Genomic DNA, 22,575 nt, shown 5'->3' with positions numbered 1-22,575 from the left:
ATATGTCATATGTAGACAAACCATTATTAGAAAGCACGGTTCAATCAGATTGGATAGATTTCAACGGACACATGTATGATGCTGCGTACGCAAATGTGTTTAGCCTTGCTGTGGAGCGTTTAATGATAACGATTGGCATCGATCACGATTTTCGTGAAAAGCATCACTATACTATATATACATTGGAGACACATTTGCGTTATTTGAAAGAGGCGTATGCCGGACAAGAGATAAAAGTAACGGTACAACTCTTAGACTATGATAAAAAGCTATTGCATGTATTTTTCGTGATGAAGAACGATGCAGGCGAACGGTTGGCAACCAGTGAACAGATGCTTTTGTGTGTAAATATGAAGGAAAGACGTTCAACCCCTTTTCCATCATCTATTGTTAGTTCAATAGAAGATCTTGCGAAGGCACATGAGGGGCATGCTATTCCTTCTGAAACGGGTCAAAAGATTGGCATTCGAAGACATTGAAATATAACAATTGAAGGAGTGAAGATAATAATGAGTATCCAAGATCTATTTTCGCTAGAGGGAAAAACAGCCATTGTTACCGGAGGCGGACGAGGATTGGGCGCCCAGATCGCAGACATATTTGCAGAAGCTGGAGCGAATGTTGTGGTTTGTTCCCGAAAACCGGAGGCGTGTGAGGAAAAAAGTGAGGAATTAAAAAAACGCGGCGTTGATTCGCTGGCATTTAAATGTGATGTAGCCAATCACGATGATGTAAAAAATGTTGTAGAGACTACGGTTGACCACTTCGGAAGCATTGATATTTTAGTAAATAACAGCGGAGCAACATGGGCGGCACCGGTTGTAGACATGCCAACTGAATCTTGGGATAAAGTGATGAATGTCAATATAAATGGAACATTTTATATGAGTTTAGAGGTAGGGAAGATTATGCTAAAGCAAAACAAAGGGAAAATCATAAATATTTCCTCTACATCCGGTTTTGGCGGAACAGATCCAAGTATCATGGATACCATTGGTTATAACACGAGTAAAGGGGCTGTTATGACGTTCACAAAGGATCTGGCGGTAAAATGGGGTCCAAATAATATCAATGTCAATGCCATCGCGCCTGGTTTTTTTCCGACAAAAATGTCACGAGGGTTGCTTGACAAAGGCGGCGACGCAATCTTGGAAAGAACGCCATTAAAGAGATACGGGAATGATGAGGATTTAAAAGGTGCAGCGCTGTTTTTAGCTTCTACAGCCTCTGATTTTGTGAGTGGAGAAATATTAACCGTAGATGGAGGGGCACATGCTTACGCTTAAGCATAGCGACATGGGACGAATCACATCAAATTTTTCCATTTGGAGGGCATCTTATGAGTAAAGTTTGGTTAGACCTTTATCCGGAACATATAAAAAAGGAAATTGAAATTCCCAATAAATCTTTACCCCAAATGTTAAAAGCGTCAATTGCTGCTTATGAAGACAATATAGCACTATACTTTAACCGCGATGAAACAACATATCGAAAACTTGGTGAATTAACAGATGCTTTTACTGCTGCTTTGCAAAAAGCAGGCGTGCAAAAGGAAGATCGAGTGGCGATTATGCTTCCAAACTGCCCTCAATTTGTCATTAGTTATTACGGATCACTACAGGCAGGAGCTATTGTTACACAGACAAATCCAATGCTTGTCGGAAAGGAATTGCAACACATATTAATGGATTCCGGGGCGAAGACAATTGTGATATACGAACCTTTGCTACCTGTGTTAGATCAAATTATTAGTGACACCCTTATTGAAAATGTCATTAAAGTGAATTTAGAAGGAAGGAATACAGATCATGATATTGCCATAGGGTTTAATCAATTTCTTGAAGTAGGGGGCCACCTCTACCGGTTAGTATTAATCCTAATGAAGATGTAGCGGTTTTACAGTATACAGGCGGTACCACCGGCCGTTCAAAGGGGGCGATGCTCACCCATAGAAATTTGCTGGCAAATGTAATGCAAGCGGCAGAGTTTTTCAAAGATACACTAGAGTTTGGAAAAGATCGTGTCCTTACAGTGATTCCTTTATTCCACGTATATGGTATGACATCAGGTATGAACTTGGCTATCTATGCAGGAGCAATGAATATTCTGTTACCAAGATTTGAACCTGAAGAATTATTAACGACCATCAAAGAAACCAGGCCAACCGTTTTTCCGGGAGTGCCCACCATGTATATCAGTTTATTAAATCAGCCCCATTTAACGAATGATGCCCTTGAAAGCATAAAATTTTGTAGTAGTGGCAGTGCACCGATACCAAAAGAAATCATACGTCAATTCGAAAAAAAATCCAAAGCTACGATATTGGAAGGGTATGGGCTTTCAGAAACGTCACCATCTACACATACCAATCCTTATTTTTCTCATAGAAAACCAGGAAGTGTGGGTATTGGTTTGCCTTCTACCGATTATAAAATTGTAGATTTGAGCTATGGAGAAAAAGAGATGGCATGCGGTGAGACGGGGGAAATTGTGATTAAGGGTCCTCAAATCATGAAGGGTTATTGGAACATGCCTGAAGAAACGGAACACGCACTTAGGAATGGTTGGTTGTATACGGGAGACATCGCTTATATGGATGAGGAAGGTTATTTGTATATCGTCGATCGCAAAAAAGACTTAATAATTGCAAGCGGTTACAATGTATATCCTCGTGATGTTGAAGAAATTCTCTATGAACATCCGTCTGTGCAAGAAGCCGTCGTTGTAGGTGTTCCGGATTCATACCGTGGCGAAACGGTAAAGGCGGTCATTGTGTTAAACGATGATTGTGAAGAAGAAGATTTAATTGATTATTGTCGTGAAAATATGGCGCCTTATAAAGTGCCGCGAATCATTGAATTTAGAAAAGAATTACCAAAAACAAATGTCGGAAAAATATTGCGTCGGAAAGTTAGAGAAGAGTCACATCAAAAATAATATAAAGGAGCAAAAACAAAATGAATCCACTCGTAACTTATAAAAAAGAAAATGAGATTGCAGTGATAACGATTGATAACCCACCGTTAAATGTGATGAACCAACAGATACAGAAAGAATTGAAAGCAATTACGGCTGAAATAAAAGCTGATAAAGAAGTAGTTTGTGTGCTCTTAACCAGTACAGGAGAGAAAGCATTTATGGCTGGCGCTGATATTAAGGAGTTTCCTCAAATGATTGAGAATCCGGATATGCGGGACCAAGTCATGTTCATGCATCAAATGTTAAATGAAATGGAAGAATTGCCCAAGCCAACGATCGCTGTTCTTGATGGCCTCACATTTGGAGGAGGTTGTGAACTAGCTTTAGCATGCGACATCAGGATCGCAGAAGAACAAATACAAATTGGATTTCCCGAAATTAACCTTGGTCTTTTTCCGGGTGGCGCCGGGACTCAAAGGCTGCCTAGGCTCATTGGAGAATCAAAAGCAAAAGAAATAATGTATACAGGCGAACCAATAACAGCAGCAGAAGCCGAAAAAATCGGGTTAGTGAATCGTGTAGTTCCAAGCAACGAAGCATATAGAACAGGAATGAACTTAGCCCTTCAAATCACGGAAAAATCACTCCCTGCATTATCAAAAATAAAGCAAGCAGTTCATGACGGAATGGAAGTCAATTTAAAAGAAGGGATTGAGAAAGAAGCTACGCTGTTTAAAGAAGTTTTTCAGACTAAAGATGTGCAAGAAGGAGTAGAAGCCTTCATTGAAAAAAGAAAGCCTAATTTTATGCATCAGTAAAGGGCACCAACGTAACCTAAAAGGGAGTTTGTGTCTCCCTTTTAAAGTATCTCTTATCAAAGTTGAACAAAGGAGGGACAAAGGGTATGTTAGAACAAAGCAATAAAGAGGAATCAACGTATCTGCGCAGTTCGGAAGTGGAAAGACCACCAAAAAAAGAGATGTGGGGATATGCGTTATCTGCCTTTGGTGTTTTTGTTACCTGGAATTTAATTGGTAACTTTCTTTCCTATTATTACACGGATGTCGCAGGAATAGCTGCCGGAGCTGTCGGAACATTAATGTTGGTTGCCCGGCTTTTTGATGGATTTACAGATTTAGCTATGGGAGTGGTTGTTGATAAAACCAAATCAAAACATGGCTCAGCACGCCCATGGCTATTATGGACGGCTGTACCTTTTGCACTTGCAATTGTATTGGTTTTTTCAGTTCCAGATCTTGGGCAAACAGGTATGTTGGTATATGCCTATGTAACATATTTGGGATTTGTTTTGCTTTATACAATGGTTTCCATTGCCTATAAATCCTTGCAGGGGTTTATGACACCGTACCAAGACAGTCGCTCTTTAACAAATACTTATGCTGGCATTTTAAATTTTTCAGGTGCATTGGTAGCTGCGGTTTTATCTCAACCATTAGCAGCGTTAATTGGTTGGACAGCAGTTGCCGCAATATACGGATCAATAGCTATAGTATTAATATTAATAACATTTAGATCAGTAAAGGAGAGAGTCGGCCCCAATACATTTAATTCGGGAGATAATGTACCGTTAATTTTGGGTTTCAAATCATTATTTAAAAATAAGTATTGGGCGATCACTGCTGTTTTTTCCGTAGTATTTTATGCGACAGTAGCACTTGTGCAAGGTTCTGGTATTTATTATGCACAAGTAGTATTGGGAAATGCCAATTTAGTTCCGATCATAGGGCTTGCTTTAACCTTACCTATGATTATAGGTCTATTATTTATGGGACCTATCGTTGTTAAAATTGGGAAACGAAATGCATCTCTTATAGGTGTTGTTGTATTAATCATTGGTCAGTTAATCAAATGGATTGATCCGGCTAATTTGACAATATACTTAATTGGTTCAGCCATAGCCGGTTTGGGTGTGATGGCACCACAAGCGTACATTTTCGGCATGATTAATGATACTGCTGAGTACGGAGAATATAAAACAGGTCTTCGGACAGTCGGTTTAGTCAATAGCGGATCGAGTTTTGGAACTAAAGCCGGTTCAGGTATCGGACTTGCCCTAATCGGTTGGCTATTAAGTTTCGGAGGATATGTAGGTGGCCAGGCCGAACAGACGCCATTAGCCTATGAAATGATTTTGGCGATAAATATTTATATTCCAATTATTTTAGCAGTTTTGCTGATTATTTTGTTAATGTTTTATAAACTGGATAAGGAACACTCAACAATAGTGGCAGAATTGCAAAGACGCAAAATTAACCAAATGGGGGAATGAACATGATCAATTTTTCAGAACCAGAAGAGATAAAAGAAGTGCTTGCCAGCTTAGATCGATTTATTGAATTAGAAATCAAACCTTTGGAAAAAAAGTTTGTTAAAGAGCTTGAAGATGAGCGCTACTTATATGATAAAAATGGGTATTTTACAAAAGAGATACAGGAAGCATTAAAAGAGGTGCGAATGAAATCAGCGGATGCAGGTTTTTATACCATGTTTGGCATGCCCGAGCTAGGTGGCAATGGTGATCAATTTGGACCCGTGGCTGTTGCGTTAATATACGAATCTATTACGAAAAAATATGGGGAAAATTTATTTGTTGATGAAATATTCCCCGTTGGTTTATTTACGGGTGGACTGACGCCTGTTTTACTTGGTTTGCAGGATGAGTTAAAAGAAAAGATGTTGCCTGAATTGGCAAGCGGAGAGTCACTGCTTTGTTTTGGGTTAAGTGAACCGGAAGCAGGTTCTGATGTGTGGGGCATGAAAACGAAAGCCATAAAGGACGGTGATCACTGGGTCATCAATGGTACAAAGCAATGGATTACAAATTCCCCTTATGCCGATTATGCGATGATCTTTGCGATTACTGATCCTGAACTTGTAGCAAAGCGAAAAGGTGGCATCTCTACATTTCTTGTTCCTTTTGATGGGGAAACATGTGTTAATTCTTCCGTGATTCCGTACCTTGGGTCAATGGGTAGCCGTATCGGGACGATCTCTTTAGACAATGCACGCGTACATGAATCTTATATCATCGGTGAACTTCATGACGGATTTGGTGCAGCCTTGCATGGTGTGGATATTGGCCGTGTTGTCATGGCAGCTCAATGCGTTGGAACCGCACAATGGGCTTTGGATATTGCCTTGGATTACGCAAAGCAGAGGAAAACTTTCGGTGTTACGATTGAAAATCATCAAGCGATTCAAATGCAACTCGCTGAATGTGCGATGGACATATATGCAGGCCGTAATATGCTGCTGCATTGTGCATGGAAAATGGAAAACCAAGAAAAATTACCTTTGAAAGAAATTTCCATGATTAAGGCATTCACAACAGAGATGGGCTTTCGCGTTGTAGATCGTTGCATGCAAATTTGCGGAGGAATGGGATTAACGAACGAAATGAAACTCGAAAAAGCTTGGCGTCATATGCGGGCAACGCGAGTTCCTGATGGAACAGCAGAAATTCAACGACGTACGATTGCACGTAGATTGTTGAAAGGAGATAAAAGTTTTAACTGATTAACGAAAGTATATCTAATATTGCAGGAGGTTTATGATGAAAGACACCAGATGGTTAAATCATTACCCAGCGGATGTTAATGCCGAAGTACAAATTGAAGAAAGGTCATTGAGTGCATTATTAGATGCCGCCGTTAATCGATTTGATTCCGATATATCGCTTGAATATCATGGAGACCAATGGTCATATAGAGAAGTTCAGCAAATAGCAGATAGATTAGCTGGTTGTCTTTTTCAACGAGGATTCAAAAAAGGCGATCGCTTATCAATCATGCTTCCTAATTGTCCACAATATATTTTTTCGGCTTTTGCTGCTTTTAAAGTTGGTGGGATCATTGTTCAAACAAATCCAATGTATGTTGAAAGGGAGCTTGAATACCAATTAAATGATACCGAAGCAGAGTTTATTATTTGTCATGATTCTTTATATGAACGGGTGAAAAACGTTCAAGATAGGACTTATCTTAAAAATATTATTGTAGTGAAAGAGAAAGAAGAAACTGTTATTGATGAAAGCGATATATTTTTCGAAGACTTTCTCAATACTTATGTTTCTGAACATCCGGAAGTTCAAATTAATCCGATGGAAGATATAGCTGTGCTCCAATATACTGGCGGAACGACCGGGGAACCCAAAGGGGTTATGTTAACCCACCAAAATTTCATCAATCAAATAGAACAATATTATGAGTATTTATTTAAACAATTGGATTCACAAGAAGATTTAAACAGAGTTGTCATTAGCTTTTTACCTTTATTTCATATATTCGGCTTTGCAAATGTAACAATGTTTGGCTTTAAATTTGGCTATAAACAAGTTCTCTTGCCTCGTTTTGAGGTAGAAACTGTTTTAAAGCTTATCAAAGAAGACCCACCGTTTATTTTTTATGGCGTACCTACAATGTATACAGCCATGCTAAATTATCCAAACGTAGAATCGTTCGGAATAGAAAAAATAAACGGTTTCTTTTGTGGGAGTTCACCAATGCCATTGGAGCTATATGAAAAATTTAAAAATTTGATGGATAAAGATGCGTTTCTTTCTGACGGATATGGTTTATCGGAAGCGACTTCAGGTACCATTAGTAATCCTCATTCAAGATTGAAAATAGGTAGTATAGGACTGCCGATTCCAAGAACCAAAGCAAAAATTGCGATTGAAACAGATCATGGAATGGAAGATGCTCCTGTAGGAGTCGAAGGGGAAATTTTAGTCTATGGCCCTCAAGTCATGAAAGGTTACTGGAATAAACCTGAAGAGACAAAAGCAACATTGAAAGATGGATGGCTGCATACCGGAGATATCGGTTATATGGATGAAGAAGGGTATTTCTATATCGTCGATCGAAAAAAAGACATCATCATTACAAGCGGGTATAACGTTTATCCGCGTGAAATAGAAGAAGTCATTTATCAAATTCCAGGTATCCGGGAAGTGATCGTTATAGGACTTCCGGATGAATATAGGGGAGAGATCGTTAAAGCCTATGTATCTGTAACGGAAAGTCAGAAAGTGACAGAAGAGGAGATCACTCGATTTTGCAGGGATAATCTGGCGACATACAAAGTTCCAAGAATGGTGGAAATACGAGAAGAGCTACCGAAAACCAGTGTTGGAAAGCTTTTAAAAAAAGAACTTAGAAATCAAGAGTTAAAAAAATTAAAGAGCAATTAGTATGATGAAATTGCGGTGTAGGAACCCACAACGTTAGGACCTAAATATAGATTTTCGGTCAAAAATTGGAGGAACCGCCTATGCCTAGTGCCCCCATCGAAGACCAAGATTTAAGCCAACCATTCGAACTAAATGAGCGGATCATCCTTGTTTTCTGGGGCATCGGGATGTTGCTGATGACGATGAATACGACGATGTTTAACGTTGCGCTCCCAACGGTGATTGCTGAGTTTCAAATTGATTCATCGATGGCCACATGGATTGTATCCGGGTATTCCATCGTGTTTGCTTTGTCTGCGTTAACATTCAGCCGGTTATCCGATTATATCCCCATCCGCAGACTCATCAGTCTCGGGTTGCTCGTTTTAGGGGCATCTTCCCTTATCGGGTTTTTTTCCAACACGTTTATCGTTTTACTCCTTGCCCGCCTTTTTCAAGCTATTGGTGCAGGGACACTCCCGAGCTTAGCCATAGTACTCTCATCAAAATTTATCCCGGTAAGCAGACGGGGGAGAGCGATGACGGTCATTGCGTCATCTGCGGTTTTAGGCTTCGGGTTAGGCCCGCTCGTCGGGGGATCCTTACTGAGCATTTGGGATGGAATTATTTGTTTCTCGTCCCTTTTGTCGTGCTGTTGATTCTGCCGATCATTCGAAAGAATTTGCCATCTGAAGAAAATAAAACAGTGAAGTTTGACATGCCGGGAGCGTTACTTGTCGGTGTATCCGTGGGAGGATTATTACTGTTTGTGACGAGTGGGATCTACGTTGCTCTTATTTTTTCGGTTCCTGCTATGTTCCTCTTATGGAAACATCTTCATAAGGCTGACATTCCGTTCATCCAGCCCGAATTGCTCCACAATCGCGGCTACTTGTTGTTGCTTCTTATGCCTTTTACAGCTTTATTCATGAACTTTGCAACATTATTTACAATTCCGCTTCTTTTAGCTGACTTGTTTAATAAAAGTCCGTTGGAAATCGGGCTCATTATGTTTCCGGGACCGATTTTAGCAGCGTTAGCTTCAAACGTCACCGGGAAAATCATTGACGGCAAAGGATCGATGATGGTCATTCGGGCGGGTTTGGCGTTTCTACTTATCTCGTATGTACTGTTTGCGTTTTTTGCGAATGTAACGCCATATGCTTCGCTTGGCATATTAATCATTGCCATGGCCGGCTCGAACATTTTGGTTGCAAGTTCGAATAATGAGGTATCAAAAATATTACCGGTCCCGCATATTGGTGCAGGGATGGGTTTAGTGCAATTATGCCAATTTGTGGGAGGCGCTTTTGGGGCCGGAATTGCAGGAATGCTGATCACTGTTCAGCAACACCTGCCAGCCGAAGAGATCTTTCGAAACCTCTTCTTCGTTTATATTGGTTGGATGGTGATTGCCCATATTGTCTTTCAGCTTTATTTACGTTCAAAGAATACAGACCGTAAACATTTGCCTGACAACACCTTATCAAGTTAATGAATGGAAAAAGGAATTCAATAATATCCGTCGAATCTTGTTAGAAACAAAATATAGGTTTGAGGTAAAGGAAAATTTTAGTGGAAGAGGGTGATTTTATGGCTAAAAAAAGACAATATGGTAGCTTACAACCCGGAGTAAATTGGGGTCCATTTACAACACGTATTCCAGGTGTTCATGTCGACATTTCTTGGCCTGTCGTCATTCAAGGTTCGCTCATTGCTGTAGCCAATGGGGGCGCTTTGGCCCCTTTAATGATGGAATTTTTTGACGTTCCTTTTGAGGTGGCGTGGACGACTCTGTCCATTCAAGCTTTTTGGGTATGGGCGCACACATTTTTGTTTGGGGAGCCCCACGTTCCAGGCTGGATTACCCCTGCATTACCTTTGATTATTGTGTTTCTCGGAGGGTTCACCCCCGGCACTGAAGCGGTACATGCAATGATGGCCTTAATGATCGTCTTGTCAGCCATCTTTCTGTTTTTTGCTGTCACGGGTCTAGGCGACCGATTTAATCGTCTCGTTCCGGACACGTTGAAAGCGGGAATCATCATGGGTGCAGCGATCGCCGCTTTTATGGATGAATTTGAAAGAGTCCAAGAATTGCCCTTTACATTAATCAGTGCTTGGATTACTGTACTCTTGATTATGTATTCGATTCCCTTCCAGAAACTACCGAGCGGTAAAATTAAAGCGTTATTGGCGGCTAATGCTTTGCTGGTAGGATTTATTGTCGCGGGGATTACGGGGAGCATTACAGGCGAGATCCAATTCGACTTAGAATGGGGCATTTTTGTTCCGCATTTCGGAGAAATGTTTGCGACGCTAACGCCCTTTGGAGTTGGATTGCCGGGTTGGGAAATGATAATGACAGCAATTCCGTTGGCTCTAGCTATTTATATTCTGGTTTTTGGGGATTTGCTAGTGGCCGATAGTTTAATACGGGATGCCAGTAAAAATAGACCCGATGAAAAGATTGATATTAACTATACACGTTCGCATTATGCTTTAACGATACGAAATATCGGACATTTATTTACCGGTGGAGCTTTCGTTCCTTTACACGGGCCAATATGGACAGGTTTACAGGTGTTTGTTATTGAGCGATACAAACAAGGCCGAGCAATTATGGATTCGATATTTACAGGTACAACAAATACTTTTCTGCTCGCCATTCCACTAAGTTTTTTCTTGCCTGTTATCACTCTGCTCCTGCCTATATTGGATGTAGCACTATCGTTGACTTTATTGCTGACTGGTTTTGCCTGTGCTTATATCGCTATGAATATGGTGACAACCAACGTGGGCCGTGGTATAGCTTTATTCATTGGAACTTTGACAGCGCTTGAAGGTCCAGAGTGGGGGCTTGGTGCAGGCGTAGTGTTATATATCTTAATGATGGGTTTCAATAGGAAGAATTTCAATTTAAGAAATAAAGAAGATACAAACAAAAATGAAGAAAGTCAAATGTAAGGGGGCCTGTAAATGAATTGGATTGAGCCGAACAGCATTGATGTAACTCCGATCCAACACCTTAACGAGCAAGGTGTGCTGACAGGGAAAACCGTTATAAACGATGAAGAAAAGCTAGACATTTACAAGTGGATGGTGAAAGCGAGACGTTTTGATGAATTAGCGGTTAAATTCCAGCGTCAAGGAAAAATTGGCACCTATGCACCGCTTACCGGTCAGGAAGCGGCTCAAGTTGGCAGTGCGTTCGCGCTTGAAGAGAAGGATTGGATTTTTCCAAGCTATAGGGAAGCAGCGGCGTGCTTTGTGCGGGGTACGAAGCCTTCATCTTTTTTTAAGTATGCGATGGGGCACTTGCATGGCGGTATATTAAAAGAAGAAGGCGTGTTTCCCGTCCAAATTATTATTGGCGCTCAAGCCTTGCACGCAGCAGGCAGTGCCTGGGCAGATCAGTACAAAAACAATGATGCAGTGAGTGTTGCTTACATTGGAGACGGGGCAACATCTCAGGGTGATTTTCACGAAGCAATGAATTTTGCCAGTGTGTTTCAGTTGCCTGTCGTTTATTTTGTACAAAATAATCAATGGGCCATCAGCGTTCCGTATCATAAGCAGACTAGAAGCCTATCAATTGCTCAAAAAGCATTGGCCTATGGGATGACAGGGGTTCAAGTCGATGGAAATGACGCGGTTGGCGTCTACGAAACAATGAAAGAAGCAAGATCGCTTGCAAAAGACGGAAAACCTGTACTGATTGAGGCGCTAACTCATCGAATGGGACCGCATACGACTTCGGATGATCCGTCCAAGTATCGTTCCAAGGAAGGAGACGAGGCATGGGGGAAAAAAGATCCGATTGCTCGTTATCGCAAATGGCTTGAAGGCCTGCAGTTATGGTCGGAGGAGGAAGAACAGGATTTAAATGCTTCGATAGAAGATGAGTTGAAACAAGCCTTTAATGAAGCTACAGAGACAACGACTACTTCACTCGGTGATGCCCTTGGGTATGTATACGAAAAACCGACGAACCGTTTGAGAGAACAAATACTGGAGTGGAAAGGATCGGGGGAGAGCAAATGACTGAGATGAATATGATCGAAGCCATTAATTTCACGCTTAGGCAAGAAATGGAGAAAGACGAGGATGTACTTATTTTAGGTGAAGATGTTGGCAGGAACGGCGGTGTTTTCAGGGCAACGGATGGGCTTGTCGACACGTTTGGAGAACGGCGTGTGGTAGATACTCCCCTGGCGGAATCGGGTATTATTGGTACAGCGGTTGGGATGGCCGTTCGCGGACTTAAACCTGTAGCTGAAATCCAGTTTCTGGGGTTTATCTATGAAGCGATGGATCAAATTGCTGCCCAAGCTGCGCGCATTCGTTTTCGTTCTGCTGGTAATTTTCATGCACCTATGGTCATTCGGGCGCCTTACAGTGGCGGAGTGAAAACACCGGAGTTGCATTCGGATAGCTTAGAGGCCTTATTTATGCATTCAGCAGGCATTAAAGTCATTATGCCTTCTTCACCAAGTGATGCGAAGGGGTTATTAAATGCCGCGATCGAGGACCCTGACCCAGTTCTATTCCTTGAACCAATGAAGCTTTACCGGGCAATTCGAGAAAATGTGGAAGAGGAACGCTACACTATAGAGATAGGAAAAGCAAACATTCTAAAAGAAGGATCGGATATCACCCTTATTAGCTGGGGATCGACGATGGCCGAGACAAAAAAAGCCGTGCAAATGCTTGAAGAGAATGGTTACTCCATAGAATTAATCGATCTTCGAACGATCGTCCCTCTCGATGAAGAGACGATTATTGATTCGGTGATGAAAACAAGCCGTTGTGTCGTTGTTCATGAAGCTGTTAAATCGGCAGGTGTGGGGGCGGAAATTTCTGCAATTATTAATGAAAAAGCGTTATTTTATATATCTGCACCTGTGCTTCGTGTAACCGGTTACGACAGCCCGTACCCGGTGGCGACGGTCGAAAATGACTGGATTCCATCCGTGGATCGGATTGTACGGGAAGTCAAGCATGTTTGGGAATTATCGCTGGATTAAAGGGGGTTATCGAATGATTAAAGAATTCAAGCTACCGGATATTGGGGAAGGATTACACGAGGCGGAGGTAGTGACATGGTTTGTGAAAAAAGGAGATCCGGTAAAAGAAGATGAAAATATAGCAGAAGTACAAACTGACAAAGCTGTTGTAGAAATCACGACCCCATACTCCGGAGTCGTTCATGAAAGAGGCGGGGAGGAAGGAGAAAGTATCAAAGTCGGTGAGACACTCATTTCAATAGAGACGGAAAGCGAGGGAATGAATGAAGTAGAGAGTGAAACAGAACAACCGAATGTAGAGGAAGGAAAAGAAGCATCCAATACTCCTCCTCGAAGAGTAAAAGCCGCGCCCACAGTGAGAAAGCTGGCCAGGCAACTCGGTGTTACGATATCTGAAGTCACCCCGACGGGGAGAGGCGGAAAGATAATCGCCGACGATGTACGTTTTCATGCAGAAGACCTAACAGATAAAAGTAATGAAGCTTCCGTTCCCTCGACTTCTACCTATAGTGAACCGATTAAAGGGGTAAGGAAAAAGATTTTTGAAAATATGACCCACTCGATGAATGAAATCCCTCAATGCACGGGGATGGATGAAGTGGATGTCAGTCGTTTAAGTGAATTTAGAGGTTTACTAAAAAATGAAATGCAAAATGGCACATTAACCTATCTTTCTTTTATTGTAAAAGCTGTAGCATTTGCATTAAGGGAGAATCCGAGATTTAACGGTAGAGTTGATAAAGAGAATATGTTATTTCACTATCAAGCGGACATTCATATAGGGATTGCGACTGCTACGGAAGATGGTTTGGTCGTTCCGGTGCTTAAATCAGCGGATAGGCTAAGTGTGGAGGAGATTGCTAGTAGTATTGAAGATTTGTCAACACGAGCGCGCTCTAAAAAACTAAGATCGGACGAACTGTCGGGCAGTACCTTCACCATTTCCAATACGGGAAGAAACGGCGGTTTTTTCGCAACTCCTATTATTAATCCGCCGGAGGTTGCCATTCTTGGGGTTCATTCAATAAAGAGAAAACCGGTTGTCAAAGATGAAAATATTCAAATTGGCGATGTAATGGGGATGTCGATCACCTTCGATCATCGTGTTATCGACGGAGAACACTCTGCAAAGTTTATGAGTGCTCTGGAAGCTTATTTGGAAAAACCGGAGTTATTTATATTCAAAGGAAAATGAAAATCTCGAGGAGGTACTACCCATGAACACAAAACATTATCCATCATGGCCGGACCGTTTGCCGAAGACGTTAACAGTGCCGGGGACAACCGTCTACGATAATTTGTTGGTGAGCGCGAAGCGTTATCCGGACAAAGTGGCCGTTCACTATTATGGTGCTTCGTATACGTATAACGATTTATTTTTAGAAGTGGAAGGGCTTGCAGGTTTTTTGGAACATGCGTTTAATGTAAAAAAAGGCGATCGTGTCATGCTTTACATGCAAAACGCTCCGCAGTATATCATTTCGCTCTATGCTATTTTGCGCGTGGGGGCGGTGGTTGTTCCGATTAATCCGATGAACAAAAAGGCTGAGTTGGAATTTTGCATCAATGATTGTGGCATAAAGGCGGGGATCGTCGGACAGGAAATCTATGAAAACGTGCAAGGGTTACTTCCATCGATGATCGTTGCTGCTTATTCCGATTACTTGCCTGACCAACCGCCATTTTCGAATCTTCCTGACGAGGTAGTCGCTCCTGCGAAAGAACATCCAGAGGTGGCATGGAGTGAGGCGCTTGCCGCGAGCAAGATACCGAGTGAATATACCGGGAAGCGCGATGATGTCGCGTTTTTGCCTTATACGTCAGGTACGACCGGTGTGCCGAAAGGCTGTGTTCATACCCACTACTCTTATCAGGCCAATACGTTTGGGGCAGCTCATTGGATAAATGGCGCAAACAGTATGGCTCATCTGGCCGCGTTGCCGTTTTTCCATGTGACAGGGGTGATTCATAGTTTGCTAATGCCTTTAACCATCGGTGCTTCCATTGTTATTTTGACGAGATGGAACCGGGAACACGCGGCGGCAATGATTGAACGTCACCAAATCACAAATTGGGTGAATATCAGCACAATGGTCGTTGATTTTCTTGCGAATCCACACATTCACGATTATGACATAGCTTCTCTGAAATCGATTTCGGGCGGCGGAGCGGCCCTTCCTGAAGCGGTTGGGGAGCGATTGCACGAATGGCTGGGCTTGCAATATTTTGAGGGCTACGGATTGACCGAAACCATTTCCCAGACGCATTTTAACCCGCCGCATGCGCCAAAATTGCAATGTTTAGGCATTCCTTCTTTTGACGTCGATTCTCGAGTGATTGACCCTGTCACTTTGCAAGAGCTTGCGACTGGGGAAGTAGGGGAAATCGTTGTAAACGGACCGCAAGTGTTTCAAGAATATTATAACCGGCCGGAAGAAACAGCTGAGGCTTTTATGGAACTTGACGGCAAGCAATTTTTCCGAACGGGAGATATGGGGCTAATGGACGAAGATGGGTACTTTTTTATGGTGGACCGGATCAAGCGGATGATTAACGCCTCCGGTTATAACGTTTGGCCGTCCGAAGTGGAGTCCCACCTTTACAAACATCCGGATATTCAGCAGGCGTGTGTGATTGGTATTCCGGATCCGGCGAGAGGCGAGAACGTCAAAGCATTTGTGATCCTTCATCCGGAGTCTGAAGGGAAAGTCACGGAAGAGGAAATCATCGCTTGGGCAAAAGAACAAATGGCCGCTTACAAATACCCGAGATTGGTGGAATTTCGCAGATCGCTTCCAACCACGGCCAGTGGGAAAATTCTTTGGCGCCAGCTTCAAGAGGAAGAAGGGGAAAGGAGCAGATCATGATTTCGTTCGGGAAAGGAATTGTTGTCCCTCTGGGAGTCGTTTTCCTTCCGTCAGAGGGATTAGACCGAGTAAGTAATCCCTCTGGGGGCAGTTAGCTTTCCGTCAGAGGTATTAAAACGTATAAGTAATCCCTCACAAGGCAGATTTCATTCCTCCAGAGGGATTAGATCGAGCAAGTAATCCCTCTGGGATCAGCATTTCTTTTGTTAGAGGTACAAGAAAGGAATTATCGTCCCTCGCGAGACACTTCTAAGCATCCGTGAGGCGCCAGCTTAAACAAGAAGAAGCGGAAAGGAGCAAATCATGAGTGAAAAAATGGTAGAAACCGTAAACGGCCCTATTAACGTAGATGCCATTGGCAAGACGCTCGTCCATGAACACTTCATTTTCGGTTACCCCGGCTTCCAGGGCGATCAGACACTCGCCCCCTTTAACGAGAAGGAATATCTTGCATCCGCGATTGAGATTGCCAATGAAATGATGGCTCATGGCGTGGAAACCGTGGTAGATCCCACCCCTAATGAATGCGGACGCGACCCTCGTTTCTTACGGAAGGTTTCAGAAGCGACCGGACTGCAAATTATTTGTGCAACCGGCTATTATTACGAAGGCGAAGGGGCAACGCCATATTTTAAATTTCGGCAATCCTTGGGAACAGCGGAAGATGACATCTATGAAATGTTTAAGCACGAGATCATCGAGGGGATTGAAGGCTCAGGCATAAAACCGGGCGTGATCAAACTCGCGTCCAGCCGTGATGATATAACCCCGTACGAAGGAATGTTTTTCAGAGCAGCAGCAAAAATTCAACAAGAAACCGGCATCGTATTATTGACCCACACCCAGGAAGGGACCATGGGTCCGGAACAAGCTGAACTGCTTTTACAAGAAGGAGCGGATCCGAATCGAATCATTATCGGCCACATGTGCGGAAACACCGACCCTCGTGTTCACCGCCAAGTGATGGACCAAGGAATTAAAATCGGCCTCGATCGCTTCGGCTTGCAGGGGATGGTAGGTGCCCCTTACGATCAAGAAAGAATCGAAGTTTTACTCACGCTTTTGGATGAGGGCTACGAAGATTTTATTTTGCTCTCCCATGACAAGGTCAACCTTTGGCTTGGCCGACCGCCGGTCATGCCGGATCACTTCATGCAATTGATCGAAAATTGGCGGCCGACTTATCTTTTCGACACTGTCGTGCCCGAACTTATGAACCGCGGAATAAAAGAAAAACAAATTGAAAAGCTGTTCACCGATAATGCGCGGACGTTATTCGGCGACTATGAAAAATAACTTTTATGTTACTTTTTTTAAAATTTTGGTTTATGATGATCATCAGTAGATAAAAAATGGAGGGAAGAAACCTATGTCAAACATTCCATCAATATTAAAAGGATTACGCGTTCCTGTCATTGGATCACCGCTGTTCATTGTAAGTAATCCAAAGTTAGTGATCGAACAATGCAAGGCGGGGATCGTTGGAGCGATGCCTGCGCTGAATGCCAGGCCTGCTTCACAGCTTGATGAATGGTTGGCGGAAATTACAGAGGAGCTCGAGGCGCATAACGCTCGCCATCCCGATCGGCCGGCCGCGCCGTTTGCCATTAACCAAATCGTCCACCGATCCAATGAGCGGTTGGAACACGACATGGAGCTCTGTAAAAAATATAAAGTTCCGATCACGATTACATCGCTTGGGGCACGTGAAGAAGTGAATGACGCGGCACACAGCTACGGTGGCATTGTATTGCATGATGTGATTAACAACCGGTTTGCCCGCAAGGCTATCGACAAAGGGGCAGACGGCTTGATCGCGGTTGCTGCCGGAGCGGGAGGCCATGCCGGTGCAAAGAGTCCGTTCGCATTGGTTCAGGAAATCCGGGAATGGTTTGATGGACCGCTTGTTTTGTCCGGATCGATCGCGAGCGGCGACAGCGTACTGGCTGCGCAAGCAATGGGCGCCGATCTTGCTTATATCGGATCTCCTTTCATCGCGACCCATGAAGCACGTGCCGCTGAAGAATATAAGCAAATGATTACGGAAAGCACATCCGACGACATTGTTTACAGTAATCTTTTCACGGGCGTACATGGAAACTATCTTGCCCCGTCCATTCGAGACGCCGGTTTAGATCCAGACGCGCTCCCGGAAAGCGATCCATCTCAGATGAGTTTCTCCGGAGGAGATTCGGACAAGAAAACATGGAAGGATATATGGGGGAGCGGGGAAGGCATCGGGGTGATTAATGAAGTCACCCCCGCGGCAACATTCGTCGATCGAATTGCCCGGGAATACGCTACGGCAAGAGAGAGGTTATTCGCAACGGAATCAGTGAAATGATGAAAAAAGGTGCGAGCAGCTGTGGCTGCTCGTTATTTTTATTGGGGAGGAGAGAAGTTGTGCCACAATGGAAGAGAGCGGCAGTGGGTTAGGGCTTCAACTGAGGGGATTGAAGCCCTAACTCAAGAGCGCGAAAGCCGTTAGGTAGCCAACGGGAGCGGTTGAAGCCCTAACTCAGGATCGCGGAAGCCGTTAGGTCATCAACGGAAGCGGTTGAAGCCTTAACTCAGGAACGCGGCAGTCGTTAGGTAGCCAACGGAAGCGGTTGGAGCCCTAACGCAAGAGTGCGGAAGCCGTTAGGTAGTCAACCGAGCGGATGAAGCCCTAACTCAGGATCGCGACAGCTGTTAGGTCGTCAACGGGAGCGTTTGAAGCCCTAACCCAGGAACGCGGAAGCCGTTAGGTAGCCAACGGGAGCAGATGAAGCCCTAACACAGGATCGCGGCAGTCGTTAGGTAGTCAACCGGAGCGTTTGAAGCCCTAACTCAGGATCGCGACAGCTGTTAGGTCGTCAACGGAAGCGGGTCGCGTGATCGACGTTACTTAATGGTCCGGTGTCCAATAAATCAGCGGGATGAATGCGAGTAATGGAGAATGGCCCTTTAAATGGTTGTGTGTGATGGGCTGCGGAAAGTTTTTGCAACATGATAAAGTCACCTCTCTGTTTTATTTTAACATATAAAAATTATACTTGATATATTTTTTATACATGATATACTCCTTATAAAGAGGTGTTGAAAATGAAAGTTTGTCCATATATCGAGGCTTCTTTTCAAATTATAGGAAAAAAATGGAATGGGCAAATCGTGCATTACTTGTCCTTGTGTGAGGATGTGAACGCGCATTTTTCCGAGATAAAAAGTGATTTGGCGGGCATTACATCCAGAGCGCTTTCACTAAAACTTTCGGAGCTGATCGAGGACGGATTGGTAAAAAAATTAGTGGAAAACGATTCACCCGTGACCATTTCTTATGAACTGACGGAAAAAGGGGTGTCACTGGCTGAGAGCCTGAAGCCCCTGCAAGCATGGGCACAATATTATATGAATAGCGAGGGAAAATAAAATGGCGGAAAGTAATCCTTTCATGTGTGATCCGGAAGCCGGTGTTTGTGGCGTGTCCGATGAGGGAGAAATGACGATGATTGATTTTAATAAACCGAAGAAAACGATTGACCTGTATTACGTGACGGACCCTGTATGTTCCCATTGTTGGGCGTTGGAACCGGTGCTACGGCGATTTGTCGAGCAGTATGGCGAGTATTTTAACTTTCGCACCGTGATGGGCGGGTTATTGGAAAAATGGGGGGATGGCCCCGTTGATCCGGCAAACGGAATTTCAGGTCCGAGTGATGTGGCCGGGCATTGGCGGGAGGTTGGCGAGCAGACACGGATGCCCATTGACGGCACCCTTTGGTATGGCAACCCTGTCCATTCCTCTTATCCTCCATCCCGCGTGTTTAAAGTGATTCAGCAACAAGATGAAGCGTTGGCCGAGACATTCTTGCGACGAGCAAGAGAAGCAGTTTTTGCTTTTAATGAAAATATTGCCCAGCAGGCGGTTCTCGTTGGCATCGTCAATAAACTTGGACTGGATGGGGAAAAAATAGTAGAAGAAGCGGAGCAATCCAGCAGCCAACAGCTATTAAAAGAAGATTTTAGTCTGGCGCACGATTTGGGCGCCAGAGGATTTCCGACGATTATTATGGTTAACGAAGAAAATCAAGGGGTAAAAATTGTCGGCGGCCGCGGATTGGAGCAATATGTGTCGGGGTTAAAGCAAGTGTTGAATGAGGACGACCTTCAAGCAAAAGAACAACCGGCATTAACGCAGTTGCTCGAAAAAGAAAAACGTCTATTTTCCAAAGAAATCGAAGTGATGTATGACGTTGAGCAAGCGGATGTTGAGGAATTTGTCGGGAAGGAACTTTCGTCGAATGATTATCAGGCGGAGGAACTTTTAGGCGAAGCATATTTTGAAGCAAATAATTGGTGAAGAGGGGGAGTAGGTCCTCTCTTTTTATTTTTCATGCAAGGGAAGAATTTCACCGTTTGGAAATTCCTTTACAAGTTTTCCGTCTTTTTCATACACAATATATGTGTTATTACTTTGGCATCAATTCTTGCCCGTTCACCAGTCATCTTTGCCCACTTGTCGACCCAGCCGTATTTTCGTTTGGGTTCATTGTTTTGCATAAGAACCACCACCTTGCTTAGATTATACCATATTGGATGGTCGATAATCTGTCAGATGAACGCTTATGTTAAGGATGATTCCTTTCTCGCCCATACCAAATGAAAGATACCGAACCATTTTCGCTCATAGCGTTCGATCGTAAACGGGGATTCCTCTACGAGTTGTTGGATGGATCGGTTTTGATGGCACCCGACAACTTTGACGGATAATGGATCCAGGCTTTTTTGTATTTGGGCAAGCGGGGTTGACGTGCTCAATCCGTGTTCCATCAGAAGCAGATGTCCTCCTGGCTTGATCCATTGATGGCATAAGGACAGCACATGGGCGGGGTTTTCATACCCGCAAAAGGACATGGACGAGACGATCGTATCGAAGGTATCGGGTTCAAAGTCAAGCGCTTCCACATCATCTTGAATAAAAGAAGCCGGTATGTTGTGATCCGCTTCTTTTGCTTTTTCCAACATTCGAGGACTGAAATCAACAGCGGTCACATCAATATTTTCCGGGTAAAACGGGAAATTGGCACCGGCGCCGACCGAGAGTTCAAGTGTGTGTCCACGCGCAAGTGAAAATAGCTGTTCGCGCCATTTGCTTTCCGATTTTCTACGGCGTTTTTTCTCGTAGATTTTCGCCTGCCGATCGAATTTGCGAATTAAATGCTGTTGTCTCATGGCGATGAGGCCCCTTTGGGAATAGCGTTTGTAGTGATTATAGCAAAAAAGGATGCGAGCAGCACAGCTGAAAAAAGGTCAGATGTTTGGCTAAAATGTTGAGTTTGTTGAGATTGTATGCTAATGTTAAACATAAGGTGGTGAATAAAGATGCAAATGATGAACCAGGAACAAGATCATTTGTGGGAAAGTGTGCGAATTCTTTCGCAAATAGATGCACAAAAGGCGCAAGCGGTTTTTAAAGCGACGATTGAAAAGTCACTACAACAAATGGGTATGCGTTTACCCGTTTTTGTCAAATTCCCATTGTCTATACCGAGCGAGGAACGTCTTTTTCAACTTCGTGAAATAGAAAAAAAGATGAGGGATGCCTATGCTGACGGAAAAACTGAGGTAGCCTATGAGCATTTGGTTGAATATATTCAGCAATTGAGTCAAATGGCAGAAGATCCTTCCAGGATTCAAAAGAAGTTGCTGGCTTCACTATTAGCCTCACGTAACACAGTTTCACAAGCTGATGTAGATTATTATACTCCTAATGAAGCGGCTAAAAAATTAGGCTTAAGCGATCAAACCATTCGACGAATGTGTGAAAACAAAAAATTTCCTCGGGCTTATAAAACCCAAGGTGGCCATTGGCGAATCCCGCAAGACTCCTTTATCACCACACCGGTACAAGATAACACAGCAGAAGCCTTAATGAGCCAAATCGATCATAAAAATCGGGAAGCGGGGGATGTAGATGAATTTGATCTATGATGCCCCCATTCAGCCAAAGGTATTCATTGATACGACAGTACTGTGTGGAGCACTGCGGGTGGATGGCGTGAATCGAAAAATTTTAAAAGCAGCTCGCTTTCCCCATTTATTTCAACCGGTTTTATCAAGAATATGTATTTTTGAATTTGTTCGAAATGCCATTCAAGGGCTTGGAAAAGGAAACAAAATCGTTAAGTATGAGCAACAGGAGATTGAAGCGTTCATCATGAACTTCTTGAAGCCCATTTTTGATTTTTACATGGAACTACCAGCCAATAGTTTGATCGGCCGATATAGTGTGGAAACTATTATGAGAGAGCATCGCCCCATCGGAGAAGTTTTAGTGGAGCTTAGTGGTTGTAACCATGAAACAGCCCGACAAATAGCTTCTACGCAGGAAATGTCCGAACCACTTCATCGCTTTGACCAAGAGGATTTTCACGTTTGGATCACAGCTATTCAAGAATCCTGCAATTACATACTAACGACCAATCACCGTCGATTTCCATCTAATATTGGAAAAATTGAAAGTATTCATCCGCGGGAGTTTTATTCATACTTAGAGAATTGCTAACCTGTACTAAGTACCAGAACCCTCTTA

At 43.3% G+C, this 22,575-nt stretch carries 21 protein-coding genes and 1 pseudogene; 20 read left to right on the top strand and 2 right to left on the bottom strand.

Going from position 1 to position 22,575, the window contains the following annotated elements; genetic code table 11:
• Nucleotides 1-2 precede the first annotated feature (2 nt).
• From EPH95_RS04245 to EPH95_RS04165, 18 genes and pseudogenes are all read left to right on the top strand, one after another.
• Nucleotides 3-479, top strand: a complete 477-nt coding sequence (locus tag EPH95_RS04245; protein ID WP_142087643.1) for a thioesterase family protein — start codon at nucleotides 3-5, stop codon at nucleotides 477-479.
• 30 nt (nucleotides 480-509) lie between these two features.
• Nucleotides 510-1,286, top strand: a complete 777-nt coding sequence (locus EPH95_RS04240) for an SDR family oxidoreductase (RefSeq protein WP_142087641.1) — start codon at nucleotides 510-512, stop codon at nucleotides 1,284-1,286.
• Between the two features lie 53 nt (nucleotides 1,287-1,339).
• Nucleotides 1,340-2,937, top strand: a pseudogene (locus tag EPH95_RS04235) (long-chain-fatty-acid--CoA ligase).
• A 20-nt stretch (nucleotides 2,938-2,957) separates the two neighbouring features.
• A complete protein-coding gene (locus EPH95_RS04230; protein ID WP_142087639.1) occupies nucleotides 2,958-3,737 on the top strand; it encodes an enoyl-CoA hydratase/isomerase family protein in 780 nt (259 codons plus the stop codon).
• 86 nt (nucleotides 3,738-3,823) lie between these two features.
• Nucleotides 3,824-5,209, top strand: coding sequence for an MFS transporter (locus tag EPH95_RS04225; protein WP_142087637.1), 1,386 nt, complete (start codon nucleotides 3,824-3,826; stop codon nucleotides 5,207-5,209).
• A complete protein-coding gene (locus EPH95_RS04220; protein ID WP_227004044.1) occupies nucleotides 5,206-6,456 on the top strand; it encodes an acyl-CoA dehydrogenase family protein in 1,251 nt (416 codons plus the stop codon). Before EPH95_RS04225 ends, EPH95_RS04220 begins: the two co-directional genes overlap by 4 nt.
• Nucleotides 6,457-6,490: 34 nt before the next feature.
• Nucleotides 6,491-8,131, top strand: a complete 1,641-nt coding sequence (locus EPH95_RS04215) for a long-chain-fatty-acid--CoA ligase (protein ID WP_227004043.1) — start codon at nucleotides 6,491-6,493, stop codon at nucleotides 8,129-8,131.
• Nucleotides 8,132-8,211: 80 nt separating this feature from the next.
• Nucleotides 8,212-8,769, top strand: coding sequence for an MFS transporter (locus EPH95_RS19420; RefSeq protein ID WP_160141608.1), 558 nt, complete (start codon nucleotides 8,212-8,214; stop codon nucleotides 8,767-8,769).
• The gene (locus EPH95_RS19415; protein ID WP_160141607.1) at nucleotides 8,724-9,605 is read left to right on the top strand and encodes an MFS transporter; all 882 of its coding nucleotides are present in this window, start codon (nucleotides 8,724-8,726) and stop codon (nucleotides 9,603-9,605) included. Before EPH95_RS19420 ends, EPH95_RS19415 begins: the two co-directional genes overlap by 46 nt.
• 98 nt (nucleotides 9,606-9,703) lie before the next feature.
• A complete protein-coding gene (locus tag EPH95_RS04205) occupies nucleotides 9,704-11,077 on the top strand; it encodes a hypothetical protein (RefSeq protein WP_193557006.1) in 1,374 nt (457 codons plus the stop codon).
• Between the two features lie 12 nt (nucleotides 11,078-11,089).
• Nucleotides 11,090-12,154, top strand: a complete 1,065-nt coding sequence (pdhA, locus tag EPH95_RS04200) for a pyruvate dehydrogenase (acetyl-transferring) E1 component subunit alpha (protein ID WP_142087632.1) — start codon at nucleotides 11,090-11,092, stop codon at nucleotides 12,152-12,154.
• On the top strand, nucleotides 12,151-13,137 hold the full coding sequence (locus EPH95_RS04195) for an alpha-ketoacid dehydrogenase subunit beta (RefSeq protein ID WP_142087630.1): 987 nt from the start codon (nucleotides 12,151-12,153) through the stop codon (nucleotides 13,135-13,137). The genes pdhA and EPH95_RS04195 overlap by 4 nt, the downstream gene beginning before the upstream one ends.
• Nucleotides 13,138-13,150: 13 nt before the next feature.
• Nucleotides 13,151-14,332, top strand: coding sequence for a dihydrolipoamide acetyltransferase family protein (locus tag EPH95_RS04190; RefSeq protein ID WP_142087628.1), 1,182 nt, complete (start codon nucleotides 13,151-13,153; stop codon nucleotides 14,330-14,332).
• Between the two features lie 22 nt (nucleotides 14,333-14,354).
• The gene (locus tag EPH95_RS04185; RefSeq protein WP_142087626.1) at nucleotides 14,355-16,004 is read left to right on the top strand and encodes a long-chain fatty acid--CoA ligase; all 1,650 of its coding nucleotides are present in this window, start codon (nucleotides 14,355-14,357) and stop codon (nucleotides 16,002-16,004) included.
• A gap of 303 nt (nucleotides 16,005-16,307) precedes the next feature.
• A complete protein-coding gene (locus tag EPH95_RS04180; protein WP_142087625.1) occupies nucleotides 16,308-17,300 on the top strand; it encodes a phosphotriesterase family protein in 993 nt (330 codons plus the stop codon).
• Nucleotides 17,301-17,373: 73 nt separating this feature from the next.
• Nucleotides 17,374-18,348 carry an NAD(P)H-dependent flavin oxidoreductase gene (locus tag EPH95_RS04175; protein WP_142087623.1) on the top strand — a complete coding sequence of 325 codons (975 nt, stop codon included), beginning with the start codon at nucleotides 17,374-17,376 and terminating at the stop codon, nucleotides 18,346-18,348.
• A 740-nt stretch (nucleotides 18,349-19,088) separates the two neighbouring features.
• Entirely contained in the window at nucleotides 19,089-19,412 is a 324-nt protein-coding gene (locus EPH95_RS04170; RefSeq protein ID WP_142087621.1) for a winged helix-turn-helix transcriptional regulator, read from the top strand.
• A gap of 1 nt (nucleotide 19,413) precedes the next feature.
• Entirely contained in the window at nucleotides 19,414-20,343 is a 930-nt protein-coding gene (locus EPH95_RS04165) for a DsbA family protein (protein WP_142087619.1), read from the top strand.
• Nucleotides 20,344-20,411: 68 nt separating this feature from the next.
• Here EPH95_RS04165 and EPH95_RS19410 read toward each other — a convergent pair whose 3' ends face one another.
• Together EPH95_RS19410 and EPH95_RS04160 are read right to left on the bottom strand one after the other, a co-directional pair.
• Nucleotides 20,412-20,543 (bottom strand): hypothetical protein, encoded by a 132-nt coding sequence (locus EPH95_RS19410; RefSeq protein ID WP_264371986.1) that lies wholly within the window; start codon nucleotides 20,541-20,543, stop codon nucleotides 20,412-20,414.
• Nucleotides 20,544-20,606: 63 nt separating this feature from the next.
• Nucleotides 20,607-21,215, bottom strand: a complete 609-nt coding sequence (locus EPH95_RS04160) for a class I SAM-dependent methyltransferase (RefSeq protein WP_142087617.1) — start codon at nucleotides 21,213-21,215, stop codon at nucleotides 20,607-20,609.
• 150 nt (nucleotides 21,216-21,365) lie between these two features.
• Between EPH95_RS04160 and EPH95_RS04155 the strand changes: the two genes are divergently transcribed.
• Nucleotides 21,366-21,974, top strand: coding sequence for a helix-turn-helix domain-containing protein (locus EPH95_RS04155; RefSeq protein ID WP_142087615.1), 609 nt, complete (start codon nucleotides 21,366-21,368; stop codon nucleotides 21,972-21,974).
• Nucleotides 21,958-22,548: a PIN domain-containing protein gene (locus EPH95_RS04150; RefSeq protein WP_142087613.1), complete on the top strand. Its 591-nt coding sequence runs from the start codon at nucleotides 21,958-21,960 to the stop codon at nucleotides 22,546-22,548. Before EPH95_RS04155 ends, EPH95_RS04150 begins: the two co-directional genes overlap by 17 nt.
• The last annotated feature ends 27 nt before the right edge of the window (nucleotides 22,549-22,575 follow it).

The organism is Salicibibacter halophilus (assembly GCF_006740705.1).
In the GTDB taxonomy this organism is placed as follows: Bacteria; Bacillota; Bacilli; order Bacillales; family Marinococcaceae; genus Salicibibacter; species Salicibibacter halophilus.
Note: the sequence above shows the minus strand (reverse complement) of the source record. Positions and strands in the feature narration are given on the sequence as shown.

Excerpts from the sequence above, each read along its gene's own strand:
- EPH95_RS04230 (WP_142087639.1), top strand. The coding sequence starts at position 2,958 with ATGAATCCACTCGTAACTTATAAAAAAGAAAATGAGATTGCAGTGATA.
- EPH95_RS19420 (WP_160141608.1), top strand. The coding sequence starts at position 8,212 with ATGCCTAGTGCCCCCATCGAAGACCAAGATTTAAGCCAACCATTCGAA.
- EPH95_RS04185 (WP_142087626.1), top strand. The coding sequence starts at position 14,355 with ATGAACACAAAACATTATCCATCATGGCCGGACCGTTTGCCGAAGACG.
- EPH95_RS04215 (WP_227004043.1), top strand. The coding sequence starts at position 6,491 with ATGATGAAAGACACCAGATGGTTAAATCATTACCCAGCGGATGTTAAT.
- EPH95_RS04220 (WP_227004044.1), top strand. The coding sequence starts at position 5,206 with ATGAACATGATCAATTTTTCAGAACCAGAAGAGATAAAAGAAGTGCTT.
- EPH95_RS04245 (WP_142087643.1), top strand. The coding sequence starts at position 3 with ATGTCATATGTAGACAAACCATTATTAGAAAGCACGGTTCAATCAGAT.
- EPH95_RS04165 (WP_142087619.1), top strand. The coding sequence starts at position 19,414 with ATGGCGGAAAGTAATCCTTTCATGTGTGATCCGGAAGCCGGTGTTTGT.
- EPH95_RS04190 (WP_142087628.1), top strand. The coding sequence starts at position 13,151 with ATGATTAAAGAATTCAAGCTACCGGATATTGGGGAAGGATTACACGAG.
- EPH95_RS04240 (WP_142087641.1), top strand. The coding sequence starts at position 510 with ATGAGTATCCAAGATCTATTTTCGCTAGAGGGAAAAACAGCCATTGTT.
- EPH95_RS04180 (WP_142087625.1), top strand. The coding sequence starts at position 16,308 with ATGAGTGAAAAAATGGTAGAAACCGTAAACGGCCCTATTAACGTAGAT.
- EPH95_RS04155 (WP_142087615.1), top strand. The coding sequence starts at position 21,366 with ATGCAAATGATGAACCAGGAACAAGATCATTTGTGGGAAAGTGTGCGA.
- EPH95_RS04195 (WP_142087630.1), top strand. The coding sequence starts at position 12,151 with ATGACTGAGATGAATATGATCGAAGCCATTAATTTCACGCTTAGGCAA.
- EPH95_RS04160 (WP_142087617.1), bottom strand. The coding sequence starts at position 21,215 with ATGAGACAACAGCATTTAATTCGCAAATTCGATCGGCAGGCGAAAATC.
- EPH95_RS04150 (WP_142087613.1), top strand. The coding sequence starts at position 21,958 with ATGAATTTGATCTATGATGCCCCCATTCAGCCAAAGGTATTCATTGAT.
- EPH95_RS04170 (WP_142087621.1), top strand. The coding sequence starts at position 19,089 with ATGAAAGTTTGTCCATATATCGAGGCTTCTTTTCAAATTATAGGAAAA.
- EPH95_RS19410 (WP_264371986.1), bottom strand. The coding sequence starts at position 20,543 with ATGCAAAACAATGAACCCAAACGAAAATACGGCTGGGTCGACAAGTGG.
- EPH95_RS04205 (WP_193557006.1), top strand. The coding sequence starts at position 9,704 with ATGGCTAAAAAAAGACAATATGGTAGCTTACAACCCGGAGTAAATTGG.
- pdhA (WP_142087632.1), top strand. The coding sequence starts at position 11,090 with ATGAATTGGATTGAGCCGAACAGCATTGATGTAACTCCGATCCAACAC.
- EPH95_RS04175 (WP_142087623.1), top strand. The coding sequence starts at position 17,374 with ATGTCAAACATTCCATCAATATTAAAAGGATTACGCGTTCCTGTCATT.
- EPH95_RS04225 (WP_142087637.1), top strand. The coding sequence starts at position 3,824 with ATGTTAGAACAAAGCAATAAAGAGGAATCAACGTATCTGCGCAGTTCG.